The sequence below is a fragment of the Dysgonomonas mossii DSM 22836 genome, from assembly GCF_000213575.1.
In the GTDB taxonomy this organism is placed as follows: Bacteria; Bacteroidota; Bacteroidia; order Bacteroidales; family Dysgonomonadaceae; genus Dysgonomonas; species Dysgonomonas mossii.
On the sequence record NZ_GL892005.1, the window covers coordinates 1 to 12,114 of the forward strand.

Sequence of the window (12,114 nt, forward strand, 5' to 3'; positions counted from 1 at the left end):
AAGTACCCACGGAAGAAAGTAACCGTTTATCATTGTGCCTACGATAAGCGGACAGGCTTACAGACAGGGTTTAATTTCCTATTATCAAAAGTCGCATCGGCAAAAGCGCAGATAACCAAAGTCGAACGAAAAATAGCGAAATATATCGACTATATGACGCACAACGATTTATTCTTCAATCCCGAAACGGATGAGCCATTACTCAAAGCCAACGCCAAACTGGAACAGAAAAAGAGAAATTATAATGAAGCCTATGCTATTTTACAGGCGGAAGTAATCAAACACAAAAATAACAAGGATATGTATAAACTATTTGTAGGATTTAAGAAATTAGGTGAGTTCAAGAGTATATTGGAAGCCAAACAGTTTGCCGACAAGTGTGGAGAAACGGGAGTGTTTAATCTGATAGGTCATCTGTATAAGGACAGTTGGTATGTCTTTGAACATCTGAAACCTAAAGAAGATAAAGAGGACAATGATAATGCGGACTGAAAATTTCAGTCCGTTTCTTTTTTCAATGAGCCTGAGCGGATAAAAAAGAAACAAAAAACCGATAGCGAAATTTTCAAATTTGATTATTTATTGCATTTCGAAATTTCATAGGATTAGCAACAAATCTGAATGTATTGGTAACACCACCGGTTGTAACGAGGATTGAACCAAAGCCGAGAATACGCCCCATAACCCCTTGATTTATACGCAGACCTTCGCATTTTGTCAAAACCAATTCCAAGGCATCTCTACTGAAAACACCGGATTTGAGGATAACCCGTTTATTGGTTACAACATATTCCGTACCCATCTTTAATAAAATCCTTTTTATTAAACTAAGACCTCCTAACACCAACAATCCTAAGCCTATGTAATGCAGAAATGAGCTTGTTGTAACAGGATAGAAAATAAGTCCAAGTAATAGTAGAACAGCAGGAAACACAAAAATATACCAGTGTATATTTGCTTTATATACTATAGTTTCTCCTGTTTGTAGATTATTATTTATATAGCTCATTGTAGTTTGTTTTTATGTATTCACAAATATAGTGAAAATAAAAATCGGATAAGATTTAATTATCCGACTTTTTAACATTTTATTTAATCAATCTCCTCACTCCATAATTTAACATCACTTGGAGCCGTTAGATACGAATAAGTCATACTTATCCAGTTGATAATATACAAAATCACCATCATGGTCATCATACTTCCTCCTCTCCGTTATCATTATTGAATGTAAAGCTCAGAGTCACATTGTTCCCTCTGTTATCGAAAAAGTAAATATCAATCACCTGTTGCTCATCAGACAGAGAAGTATAATAGAATCTGAATGATTCCTTTGTCAAATCATAATAATCATTTGGCAGGAACGGTTCACTTTCATCTATTCTCAACTCCCCTTTCCCATCAGGCTGAAAATACCTAAACCGATAAGTCGCTTCATCAAAATAGCCACCTCGTTCCAACTGACATCTGATTTCAGCAGTTTCTCCGACTTTCAGTTTTTTCGGCACAGGCAAGTGAGTAATCTGGAATTCATAGCCTTGGCGAATATCAATATCATCGCTACAGGCACACGCTATTGCAGCCAGCAATAGCGTAAAGATTATATATGATGCACATTTTTTCATTTTATATTTATTTTATATTGTTTTATTTCCAATTACTTACAAGAAAAGGAATTTCCCTTTCAGTGTATTATTCATAAGTATTTCCGCATTACTCATACTATAAGCAATCAGCATAGAGCCATTCCTTGGTTGCATTCCTTGTGTTCCATCCGGCTTATAAAATCGGATACGGTTATACAAGAACTTAATAGCTGTAGCATATTGGAGAACAATATCATGGAACCACTTGGCTTCAATTTTGGCAAATACCAAAGCAATACCATTGTTATGTTCAGCCATTTTCATAAGAAATTGTTGGATTAAAGGATTGGAATATGGAGGATTGAGCCACACTCTCCCTTCCCATTCCTGTCTTAAGCCATTTTCCTTTGTTGTATATATTTTCCTTGCGGATTTATTCAGTTTGTAAGCCTCTAAAGATGTTGCAGGATCTAAATCAAATTCTCCTAATGATTGAATAATTTCTTTCGGAGTATACCATTCGTCATTCTCTTTCATCTGCTAATTGATTATTACTTTAAACCCAATTCCGACCTGTGTATGGAATTTATTAATCTCTGAACCAAAGAGTATCCGTTCACGGGCATTGATAAGCAAAGCGAACCTGTCCGATAAAAATGTTTCAATCTCAAATGACACCGCACCACCATATAAGAAATTGTCTTCATTGATAATGGTTGCTCCATCAAACAACAGTTCCTCTCCCCAATTCACAGTTTCATAACCAGCCATAGCAGAAGCTCCAATAGAGAAAAATACTGTTTTATTTGCATCAGATAAGAATTTCAAATAGTAACCGCCTTCTACTGTTATCTGCGATACAGGAATCAGCATATCTCTATATTCATGTGATTTCTGCATATATTCTGCTCCGAATACCCAACGGTTACCATTCTTGGTATAAGTAGATAGAGCCAGACCAGCGAAGAACGCCTGCCCGTCTTTCTTTTCCAACGTAAAACCATCAACAAGACCACCCGTTACCTGTATGCCTTTCTGTCCCGGTAGATAGCGTTGAGCCTGAGCCTGTCCTATTAGGGCAAGGCTCAGAATAAAAAATAGTGTTATACGCTTCATCTTATTTGACCTTTAGTTCGTTAATCTCTTCCGCTCTCAACAGATCCTCATTCTCAATCACAAAGGACTGGTTACGTCCGCCATTTTTTTCAAATAGTTCTATAACCAGCTTCTTATCATTAGGGATCGTTATTTTATCGATTGTAAATACAGTTCGTTCTGTTTGATTACCACCAACTGTTGACATAAAATTGTATGCACGGAGTGGATAGATGACTGTTTCCTGAATAGCGGTTTGCTTCATCATTTTCTTATCGACAACTTTCATCCGCACAAAGTCAATATCGAAAGGAATATTTGAAGAGTTCTTGATAGATGTATGCAGATACAACAGGTTATTATGCGAATAGACACCTTTCAACAGATATTGAATACCAAATCGTTTGGACCCGATATGTTTAACAATCCGTTTATCTGTATTGTATATCGCTCTGTTTATCAAATAGACGATGCGAGGCGATTCGCTTCCCAATTCCTTCAAGTAAATATCCATCGAATTATTCGGGCGGTTGGTCGCAATACCATCGTGCATAAAATCTTTCATTTCTATATTGAGCTTCTCCGGCTCATTGGCATACTTTACATTAAAGGTGTAATAGCTACCTTCTTCGGTTATCACAGCCATATTGGTCTCCGTCTCAAAATTGCGGAGAGCAGCTTTTACCCGAAGGATATTTTCTGATGTTCCCGCTTTACCTGCAATAATACGGTTTGAACCTAAGTCCACATATTGGATTGCAGCAGGAAATATAATATGTACCGTCTTGTCGAATGTTACCTCTAGTCCGTATGGCGGTATCATTCGGTCAAAGGTTATTTTCTTGGATAGACCCTCATAATAATCCCCATAAGTAGGTTTAAGAACCTGTTGCAGATCCTCCTGCATCTGTTCCTGTGTTTCCATTGTTGCAGGAGTTGTTTCTTCTGTTTGAGCATTAGCTGTCATTGTTATAATAGCTAATGCGAATAATAAAATATATTTCTTCATTGTTCAATCTTGTTTTAATTTGATAATAAATAGGTCTGTGACCTTAATTGGCTTTCGGCATTAGCATTACCTTATAGCCCGATTTGAGTGTAACCTTTACTTCCTTTATCTTCTTCTGCATATATGCTGATAGGCCCTGTATAGCACCTTTTGTCAGGTCAGAGGTCAGTTGAGCACCAGTACTCTCAGTCATGGTAAAGCTTGTACCGACACTATTTCCCATGTTCGCCATTATTTCTTTAGCAGCGTTCATCTCCAATGAGCCGGGAATATAGATGCCCCGCTGCCCGTCCGAATCATAGGCGGACATTTCCACCGGAATAATGGTCCCTTGATATTCAATCGAAGATATTTGTATATCCATCCGTTCGCCTTGAATCTTGGCTACTCCTGTAACTATGGTATTCTCCGGAATAATCATTGTTCCTGCCATCAATGGCTCTGTCAGCCGCAAGCGGGTAGTCTGCCCATTGATTACCGTCTGATCGTCATGGATGACAGCCGATATGGTATTTTTCTGCGAAACGCCCATTTCTCCACCCATTGTGTTGAAACTTGTATTTCTGGGTTGGTCATACATGAGAAAATAATCTTCGTCGGATAATCTTTGGGACAAAGCAGAAACCGTTTGATTCTGTATCTGCCTGATGGGAGTAACTTTTGTCTTACCATTGCTATTTTTCACTGTCCCGTTAGAGATTCGTTTACTCAGGCTTTCTGAATTGCTGCCATTATCCTGTTGTGCTTGTGGTAAATACTTCGCAGCCATCTCATAGGATTTTTCCATCAGTAGCAACTGTTCGTCCATTGCACTTTTCGCACTTTCCTTTTCCTCTATACGGGATTCCAGTTCCTCCAGCTTCTTTTTCAGTTCTTCTTTCTCAGGGTCGGTCTTAGGCTTTTCGTAGAAACTACCTAATGTTTTATTGATATCCTGATAAGCAGTAACCGAGTTACTTATCGGTGCCTTTTTGTCCTGCTGTTGATTCGGCTGTTGCTCCGGTTCATCAACAAGGGAAAGCGTTACTTGTTGCTTATCTTTGGTTTCACCCTCCAGAATATCCATATATCCCTGTAAAGACTGCATCCTGTCTTTCTGCTTGTTTTGCATCTGTTCCTGTTCATAGGCATCTTTCTTGTCGCCGATAAGACCGCCACCATCAGGATCAGGTATGTCGGCATTCAGCCCGATACCTTCCTGTTCTTTGGCTTTATCCGCATCCGAAGGAGCAAATATTAGCCACATACAGCCTGTAAAAACAATCGCCATCAATGCAAATACCGCATACTTTTTAAGCTTTTGTTTTTGCTCCGAACTTATTCTTGATTGTTCGCTCATATTCTTTAAATCTCTACTTGTTAATACTTATATTATCAATAGAATCTTGCTTCATTCGTTGTTTTTCCAAATCAAGCAAATCTATATCGGTAGGAAAATCCATAAAATCGTAGACATCCTTTCTCTCCTGTTCCAGTTCCAACTGCCTGATATGCTCTATCTCCATCTGTTCTTTTTTCTCGCTATCTTTTCCCCAATTATAAATTGTGGAGAATGTGAAGTAGAGATTGCCAATTGTTAGTATCAGGAGCATTATCAAGATGATTACTATCCGTTTGTCAGGTGTCAGTTCCCCACACAGGTCTTTGAGTTTATCTTCAATCCAATACCGGACCTCTCTCAATCTTTCTTTCATAGGCATGGTTTTAGCGAGTAAGCACCCTTATATCTTTATTCTCTTTTACTTCAAATCCTTCGATAGTAAATCCATGCGGATTGTTATCGGAACGGACGGAGTTTAATAACCGGCAATAGGTTACCAAAGAACGTTCGGTAATGTTACTCTCGCGGATAATCATCTGTTTACCATAGGTAGCCACCTGATAGGGATAGACATTCAGATTACATACAACGCTGTCTATCTGCATCATCTGATTGATATTGCCTGATATAATCCGGTTATAATATCCTTTCTCCGATAAATCCTTATAATAATTGAAAGCTGTTTTATCGGAAAGGAGTAATGCCCTGTTGATATTGCTTTCGATAGCACTCTTATCAGGAGACAGGGTAAAGAAGAGCTCATGAAAACGCCTGACGTGTTCCCTCGCTTCTACAGGTCGGTTTTGCGATAAATCCTGCGAAAGAGCGAGCATCAGTGATTTTCCATTGTCCAGTACATATATTTTCTGACGTTGGGCTTCTGCGAAGTCGTATGCGCTATACACGGAATAACCTGTAATGATAGTACACATACACAGGAACACAATGCCGAAAATGCGGAGTTGCTTAAAGCTTGTTTCTATATTTTTTAATGATTTAAATTCCATCTTTCAAATTTGTTAATTAGCCTATTTTGTCAGTCTTATAGGAATAATTGGGAGCGGTGGCTCACCGCCCTTTTAGGCGACCAACTATATTCCCCCCGGCAGCTCCCGCAGCACCTCCGGCTATTGCCCCACCTTTAGTTGCTGTTTGATTTATGTTCTTACCGAAATTCCCCATGCCTCCGGCAGATATTATCCATCCGGCAACAGTCGGAATGGTAAAATACCCGACAATACCTATAATCAGGAATACAATGTAAATGGCATCCGAACTGTCCAGTGAGAAATTAGGGTCAGCTTGCATCCGTTCAATATCGGCTTGCAGCATTAGTGATTGGAGTCGTGCTAATATCGTACTGAACAGATCCGAGACGGGCAGCCACAGATATACGGAAACATACCGTGTTATCCATTGAGTAAGTGTCGATGAGAATCCATCCCAAACAGATATAGCAAAAGCTATAGGTCCGAGTATAGCCAGAACTATCAGAAAGAAGGTCCGGATTACATCTATCACCAATGCAGCAGCTTTGAAGATAACCTCCAGTATTTCCCGGAATGCTTCACGTATCCATTTCTTGGCATTGTATAATCCCCGCTCGATATACATTCCCGCTATCTGTCCTGCATCGGTAATTCCCAGTTCATCCAGTTGAGCCTCGAATATCTCGTTATCGACTAGATAAGCCGTTTCGGGATTTCTCCGCATGGCTTCATATTCCAGCTTATCTTTCTGCTCTGCGTATTTTTGCATATCGAATGTTTCTGATTGAAGCATTCCATGTGTTCCCTGAACGACAGGACTCATTATGCTGTTGATCGTTCCTAATACGACACTTGGGAAAAACATGATGCAAAGACCGATGGCAAAAGGACGAAGCAAGGGATAGACGTCAATCGGTTCTGCACGGGAAAGGGATTGCCAAACCCGATGGGCAACATAGAATAATGCTCCCAGTCCGGCTATCCCTTTAGCCACCCCGACCATGTTGCTGCACAAGGGCATCATCTGGTCATATAGAGTCCGCAGTGTTTCGTGAAATTGGTCAAAATTCATTTTTCAATTATATTATAGATTACCAGTAACGTTCGTTTGGATTGCCATACAAGGCATTAACTCGTGCAGTCTCTCCGCTTTTCTTTGCTCTCAGGTATGATACACCGATATTCTTGTTGGTATAGTAGCGAACGAGATTCCGATAGCTTACCATCGAGTCGTGACAATTATCCACTACTTCCATACGGTCTTTGTCTGTCAGGGAAAGAGTACTGATATTTACAACTCCTTTCAGTTCGTTCAATATATCATTGCTCTGTTCCAACAGTTTGGCGTATCCTGATGCGATGGCATTCAACTCATCAATGGAGTAATTGGGATCGGACATCATCTTTTGGAAATTGTTGACATAGATATCCGAAATCTCACCAACCATCAAAATGGTTTTCTGTACTTTTCTGGCATCTTTTACCAGATTATTCACCGCTTTCAGCGCATCATAGTATTGTTTTCCCTGGTTATAAACCTTTTGAACTTCCTTGAAATTGTTTATCATATTTGTCGCTGTGGTAGTAGTCTGGGTAACATTACGGGTTGTATTGACAATTCCTTGCGCCAGATTTGAAGGGTCTACTACTGTCCATTGGGCACTCATATTCGTTGTGAGAAGTACAAGGCTTACGCACAACATGAAAATTTTTGCTTTCATATTGAATTTGTTTTTAATTAAAAAAATGAATGTTTACTGACTTCGTTTACTCTCTGCCAGTTGTTTAATAGCCAGTTCTATATTCCCGTCCAGTTTATTGGCAAGGTTGAATAGCTCCAGCTTCTCGGTTTCTTCAGTCGTGAACGTAAAATATTCTTCAAGACTTACTTCGGTAGCATACACAGCCGATTGCACTCCACCTAGTCCAATCCAAACTTCCTTATAGAGCCTGTTCGGATTGTTCGCCATATTGATGGAGAGAATCTGTGCTCGTTCTTTATCGGTCAGCCCCAGCATCGCTTGTATCGAATCAAACTTGTTCATGTATTTGCGCTGGTCAAGCAGGATTTTACAGTCGGAATTGTTGATAATGGATTCCTTAACGATGGGAGACGAGATTATATCATCCACTTCCTGCGTTACGACAATGGCTTCTCCGAAGAATTTACGGACAGTTTTAAAAAGATATTTTATATAATCTGCCATCCCTTCTTTGGCTATAGCCTTCCACGCCTCTTCTATCAATATCATCTTACGGATACCTTTTAACCGCCTCATTTTGTTGATGAAGGTTTCCATAATGATGATGGTAACTATCGGGAACAGGATTTTGTGGTCCTTTATCGCATCTATTTCGAATACGATAAAGCGTTTGTTCAATAAATCCAGTTCCTTGTCCGAGTTCAGCAGGAAGTCATATTCTCCTCCGGCATAATATGGCTCCAGTACATTCAGAAAATTATCAATGTCAAAATCCTTTTCCCTGACTTTCTTATCATCCAATATTTGTCGGTAATCTGTTTTTACAAATTCATAGAACGTATTAAAAGACGGTTTGATAGTATCATTTGATTTGATAAGATCTATATACTGGCTGACAGCATTTGATAAGGCAACCTCTTCTGAGCGAGTGGGTGGCTCATCATCCCGCTTCCATAGGGTAAGGATAAGCGTTTTGATAGATTCCCGCTTCTCTATATCAAATACATTGTCTTCGGTGAAAAATGGGTTGAAAGCTATCGGGTTCTGTTCGGTATATGTGAAATATACACCATCTTCACCATTTGTCTTGCGGTTTATCATCTCACATAGTCCCTGATAAGAATTACCCGTATCTACCAACAAAACATGCGTGCCCTGCTCGAAGTATTGCCTGACCATGTGATTGGTAAAGAAAGATTTTCCACTACCTGATGGACCGAGGATAAACTTATTACGATTGGTAATAATTCCCCGCTTCATAGGTAAATCGGAAATATCCAGATGCAGCGGTTTACCTGTCAGCCTGTCAACCATTTTGATACCGAACGGAGATGGAGAGCTTTGATAATTCGTTTCCTCGATAAAGAAGCACAATGCCTGCTCTATGAAAGTATAAAATGATTCCTCCGCAGGAAAATCCCCCGCATTACCTGGAATACCTGCCCAGAACAAGGTCGGGGTATCTACCGTATTGTGACGGGGTTTACATTCCATCAATGCCAACTGGCTACCGACATCGTTCTTTACCCGTTTAAGTTCTTCCTTATCATCGCTCCAAGCCATCACATTGACATGACAACGCACTGATGTCAGCCCATAGCTATGGGCTTCGTTCAGGTAATCTTCGATCCACTCTTTGTTAATTTGATTGGAACGACTATACTTGGATAAAGAGTGCATATTTCGTGCCTGCTTCTCAAAGTGTTTGAGGTTTTCCGTATGGTCATCAATAAAAATAAGCTGATTGACGATATGGTTACAGGATAGCAATACACCTATCGGAGCAGCAAAGGACAAGCGACAATCACTTCTATCTGTTGACAGACGTTCGTAACGAGTATCGGTTTGCACTTGATTCGGCAAATCTTCAGTATCGGACAACGTATGTAAACACAAATATTTGTCTCCGATTTTCATTTCACCTGAAGCAAGAGCAATATCCTGTAAACAAGTTGTATTCTCTTGCGATAAGGAAAAATACTTTTCAACCAGACCCGCTTGATTTTCTGTCCCTACGATCTCATCGGTTGTCAATCGGGTTAGTTTGATAAATCCCGAGTCATTGACTATCCGCTCAAACTGTCCGACCGATTCCAGAAATTTCAATGCCGTTTCTTTATCCTGCATTTCTTTGGGAATAATGAAACTTCTGGTCAGTGCATTGAAGTTACTTTGTTGTCGTGACCGTTCTTTAGTAGTCTTTGTCAAATACAGATAACTGGTATGGTTCAGATATGGCCGTTCATTAAAATGTCGCTCGAAACTCCGTGACAGAAAACTGATATCCTCTTTATTCAATTCGGGCTTGTAGTTTTCTTCGATGAACCAATCCTGTTTACATACAATCGAATAATTGGGCAACACTTTGATGGCTTTGAGCCATGTAGCGTGTATTGCTTCATATTCGGAAGAAGTAACAGTAAAGAGTTCGGGTAATTCTACTTTATAAGCTACTGTTATATCCGCATCTTTACTGAGGATACAATCATGCTCTACAGCCAGTAAAGGGAACTTGCTTTCCAATGTAGCGGCTTTCATTATATTTCTCATTCGTTTCCTCCTTTCTGTTTTATCCGCATAAATAATCTAGGTATCTGCAACCGGTTGATGATGTACTTGGGAAGGTTAGCGATTGCTTGCACTTTCATCAATCCGAATTCTCCGTATTTATCATTCAGGTGGAAAGTTCCCCAGACCAGTATGCCGGCGGCAGTTCCTCCAAAACCAATGCAGATAACCTGATCAATACCTATCATGTACATAATCACAAAAACTATGAATACTGACAGCAAGCCACCTGCGAAGATGAATAGGTACTGAGATTTGAGTCCCCGAAACTCGGCGGGCTTTCCTATCCCTTTGTTGATTGAGAACTCTGCCATTAGAGGAAAAATGAGCGAAGTATAGTTGCTGCTACAATCAGGAAGATACAGGCTCCGAACCACGAAGCAGCCGTCTTAGAAGTATCAGGGTCACCACTCGAAAACTTACCATATACTTTTACACCACCGATAAGGCCGACTACAGCCCCGATAGCATAGATAAGTTTTGTGCCGGGATCGAAATAGCTGGTCACCATATTGGTGGCATCGTTGATACCTTGCAAACCATTTCCTTGAGCAAAAAGAGTTGAACCTATCGCTAAAAACATAGCCATAGAAAGAAGGATTTTCTTTCTCATAAAATCTTGATTTGTTTTAATTGCCGTGAGGGTGGATAGTCCCCACAGCGGGTTAGACTTGAATAATTTTATTTTAATTGGATAATTAGCTTGGTCTGAGACCGTTTTTAGTTTGTTCTACATAGGCTGATTCATTTAGGATTTAAAAACTTATTTACATCAAAGCTTTCCAGCTCCTCGGATTCTTTTATCTCTTTGGGCTTACCATGTTCTTGTTGATGAAGCGTTATATGTAGGTCAATCAGTCCGGATATTATATTTGCTGTTTTCCCTGAAGAAAGTTGCTCCACTATTTCGGTTTCTTTGTTTTCATATAATATCCTTCCTGCTTCCTGCCGTTCGCCTTGAGTTACTTTCGAAGATTCAATAACGTGTTTAATTTTTTGCAACTCATCAATTTCCACTCCCGAAGCGTAACACACATCTTTTCCGAATATCTCCTTTAGCTCAATAGCTTCTTCATCTTCATTAAGATTGTCCTCATTATCTGGTTCTCTGTCGAAAGAATAATCGATATCCATCGGAGCCGGATCACTTTCCGTTGCAAAGGTATGTGCATCGGTTTCGATTACCGGCTCTTTTGCTACAGGGGTGGTAGTGGTTGGCACAGGTTGGCTTAGAGTAAAGGTACTTTTGCCGACTATCGAGGCTTCTTTTCCTGAAGTTATCGGTTTATCTGAAGCCTTCGTCTTCTCCTTCTCCATCTGTTTTTTGCCTAAATGGAAAATGTGATATAACCGCATTATCGTTGGATACAGCAGAATCCAAAGTAGTAATAGTGTTGCTGAAATGGTTATTATTAGTGGTAACATATCCTCCGGTTTATATATTCTTCCGTAAAAGTTCATTTATCTCATCTTCATACATATTGAAGTGATTTTCCAATATATTATCAACATAGCCGAAGTAGGACAGCTCATTATCCGGGATTATGCTGATAATTTTCCTGATTTTATTATGAAATTCCTGACGTATATTTATATTCTTACCATTTCGGGAAGATGTCCTGTTTTCCTTCAGAAAGGTCGAAACAAAGTTAGGAGCTTTAGCTCTTCGCTTTTTTGATTCTTCTTTTGCCTGTACCGGTTCCTCAAATGTTTGTTCTTGTACTTCGGATTGCTTTTTTTCACTTGGAACAGGTTGTTCTATTTCGGGTTTCTTTCCTTTCATTAAGGACCTTAGGATCAAATCTTCATCCGACTCGTCTTGTGTAATTATCTTTTTGCCCAT

The 12,114-nt window shown here is 39.6% G+C and carries 16 protein-coding genes; 1 reads left to right on the forward strand and 15 read right to left on the reverse strand.

What is annotated here, in order from left to right; genetic code table 11:
- Nucleotides 1-492, forward strand: a 492-nt coding sequence (locus tag HMPREF9456_RS17540; RefSeq protein ID WP_006842092.1) for a hypothetical protein, incomplete at its 5' end; no start/stop codon positions are given.
- Nucleotides 493-565: 73 nt separating this feature from the next.
- On the opposite strand, the gene HMPREF9456_RS03580 is transcribed toward HMPREF9456_RS17540, so the two are convergent.
- The 15 genes from HMPREF9456_RS03580 to HMPREF9456_RS03650 form a co-directional block, all read right to left on the reverse strand.
- Nucleotides 566-1,009: a PH domain-containing protein gene (locus tag HMPREF9456_RS03580; RefSeq protein WP_006842093.1), complete on the reverse strand. Its 444-nt coding sequence runs from the start codon at nt 1,007-1,009 to the stop codon at nt 566-568.
- Between the two features lie 187 nt (nt 1,010-1,196).
- Nucleotides 1,197-1,625, reverse strand: coding sequence for a TraQ conjugal transfer family protein (locus tag HMPREF9456_RS03585; RefSeq protein ID WP_006842095.1), 429 nt, complete (start codon nt 1,623-1,625; stop codon nt 1,197-1,199).
- A gap of 36 nt (nt 1,626-1,661) precedes the next feature.
- The gene (locus HMPREF9456_RS03590) at nt 1,662-2,123 is read right to left on the reverse strand and encodes a DNA N-6-adenine-methyltransferase (RefSeq protein ID WP_006842096.1); all 462 of its coding nucleotides are present in this window, start codon (nt 2,121-2,123) and stop codon (nt 1,662-1,664) included.
- Between the two features lie 3 nt (nt 2,124-2,126).
- A complete protein-coding gene (locus HMPREF9456_RS03595; protein WP_006842097.1) occupies nt 2,127-2,702 on the reverse strand; it encodes a conjugal transfer protein TraO in 576 nt (191 codons plus the stop codon).
- Nucleotide 2,703: 1 nt separating this feature from the next.
- Nucleotides 2,704-3,690: a conjugative transposon protein TraN gene (gene traN / locus HMPREF9456_RS03600; protein ID WP_006842098.1), complete on the reverse strand. Its 987-nt coding sequence runs from the start codon at nt 3,688-3,690 to the stop codon at nt 2,704-2,706.
- A gap of 43 nt (nt 3,691-3,733) precedes the next feature.
- On the reverse strand, nt 3,734-5,029 hold the full coding sequence (gene traM / locus HMPREF9456_RS03605) for a conjugative transposon protein TraM (protein WP_006842099.1): 1,296 nt from the start codon (nt 5,027-5,029) through the stop codon (nt 3,734-3,736).
- 13 nt (nt 5,030-5,042) lie between these two features.
- Nucleotides 5,043-5,384 (reverse strand): TraL conjugative transposon family protein, encoded by a 342-nt coding sequence (locus HMPREF9456_RS03610; RefSeq protein ID WP_006842100.1) that lies wholly within the window; start codon nt 5,382-5,384, stop codon nt 5,043-5,045.
- 10 nt (nt 5,385-5,394) lie between these two features.
- Nucleotides 5,395-6,018 (reverse strand): conjugative transposon protein TraK, encoded by a 624-nt coding sequence (gene traK, locus HMPREF9456_RS03615; protein WP_006842101.1) that lies wholly within the window; start codon nt 6,016-6,018, stop codon nt 5,395-5,397.
- 61 nt (nt 6,019-6,079) lie between these two features.
- Nucleotides 6,080-7,072 (reverse strand): conjugative transposon protein TraJ, encoded by a 993-nt coding sequence (traJ, locus tag HMPREF9456_RS03620; protein WP_006842102.1) that lies wholly within the window; start codon nt 7,070-7,072, stop codon nt 6,080-6,082.
- Nucleotides 7,073-7,091: 19 nt separating this feature from the next.
- Nucleotides 7,092-7,721: a DUF4141 domain-containing protein gene (locus HMPREF9456_RS03625; RefSeq protein ID WP_006842103.1), complete on the reverse strand. Its 630-nt coding sequence runs from the start codon at nt 7,719-7,721 to the stop codon at nt 7,092-7,094.
- Nucleotides 7,722-7,754: 33 nt separating this feature from the next.
- Entirely contained in the window at nt 7,755-10,253 is a 2,499-nt protein-coding gene (locus HMPREF9456_RS03630; RefSeq protein ID WP_006842104.1) for a TraG family conjugative transposon ATPase, read from the reverse strand.
- Nucleotides 10,250-10,585: a DUF4133 domain-containing protein gene (locus HMPREF9456_RS03635; protein WP_006842105.1), complete on the reverse strand. Its 336-nt coding sequence runs from the start codon at nt 10,583-10,585 to the stop codon at nt 10,250-10,252. Before HMPREF9456_RS03635 ends, HMPREF9456_RS03630 begins: the two co-directional genes overlap by 4 nt.
- Entirely contained in the window at nt 10,585-10,884 is a 300-nt protein-coding gene (locus HMPREF9456_RS03640; RefSeq protein WP_026177017.1) for a DUF4134 domain-containing protein, read from the reverse strand. The genes HMPREF9456_RS03635 and HMPREF9456_RS03640 overlap by 1 nt, the downstream gene beginning before the upstream one ends.
- Before the next feature lie 131 nt (nt 10,885-11,015).
- Nucleotides 11,016-11,588 carry a hypothetical protein gene (locus HMPREF9456_RS03645; protein ID WP_018074742.1) on the reverse strand — a complete coding sequence of 191 codons (573 nt, stop codon included), beginning with the start codon at nt 11,586-11,588 and terminating at the stop codon, nt 11,016-11,018.
- Nucleotides 11,589-11,706: 118 nt separating this feature from the next.
- Nucleotides 11,707-12,114, reverse strand: a complete 408-nt coding sequence (locus tag HMPREF9456_RS03650; protein WP_006842108.1) for a DUF3408 domain-containing protein — start codon at nt 12,112-12,114, stop codon at nt 11,707-11,709.

Coding starts and splice junctions, on each gene's coding strand:
- HMPREF9456_RS03645 (WP_018074742.1), bottom strand. CDS start 11,588: ATGGAGAAGGAGAAGACGAAGGCTTCAGATAAACCGATAACTTCAGGA.
- HMPREF9456_RS03635 (WP_006842105.1), bottom strand. CDS start 10,585: ATGGCAGAGTTCTCAATCAACAAAGGGATAGGAAAGCCCGCCGAGTTT.
- traJ (WP_006842102.1), bottom strand. CDS start 7,072: ATGAATTTTGACCAATTTCACGAAACACTGCGGACTCTATATGACCAG.
- traN (WP_006842098.1), bottom strand. CDS start 3,690: ATGAAGAAATATATTTTATTATTCGCATTAGCTATTATAACAATGACA.
- HMPREF9456_RS03590 (WP_006842096.1), bottom strand. CDS start 2,123: ATGAAAGAGAATGACGAATGGTATACTCCGAAAGAAATTATTCAATCA.
- traK (WP_006842101.1), bottom strand. CDS start 6,018: ATGGAATTTAAATCATTAAAAAATATAGAAACAAGCTTTAAGCAACTC.
- HMPREF9456_RS03595 (WP_006842097.1), bottom strand. CDS start 2,702: ATGAAGCGTATAACACTATTTTTTATTCTGAGCCTTGCCCTAATAGGA.
- HMPREF9456_RS03585 (WP_006842095.1), bottom strand. CDS start 1,625: ATGAAAAAATGTGCATCATATATAATCTTTACGCTATTGCTGGCTGCA.
- HMPREF9456_RS03610 (WP_006842100.1), bottom strand. CDS start 5,384: ATGAAAGAAAGATTGAGAGAGGTCCGGTATTGGATTGAAGATAAACTC.
- HMPREF9456_RS03640 (WP_026177017.1), bottom strand. CDS start 10,884: ATGAGAAAGAAAATCCTTCTTTCTATGGCTATGTTTTTAGCGATAGGT.
- HMPREF9456_RS03625 (WP_006842103.1), bottom strand. CDS start 7,721: ATGAAAGCAAAAATTTTCATGTTGTGCGTAAGCCTTGTACTTCTCACA.
- HMPREF9456_RS03630 (WP_006842104.1), bottom strand. CDS start 10,253: ATGAGAAATATAATGAAAGCCGCTACATTGGAAAGCAAGTTCCCTTTA.
- HMPREF9456_RS03650 (WP_006842108.1), bottom strand. CDS start 12,114: ATGGGCAAAAAGATAATTACACAAGACGAGTCGGATGAAGATTTGATC.
- traM (WP_006842099.1), bottom strand. CDS start 5,029: ATGAGCGAACAATCAAGAATAAGTTCGGAGCAAAAACAAAAGCTTAAA.
- HMPREF9456_RS03580 (WP_006842093.1), bottom strand. CDS start 1,009: ATGAGCTATATAAATAATAATCTACAAACAGGAGAAACTATAGTATAT.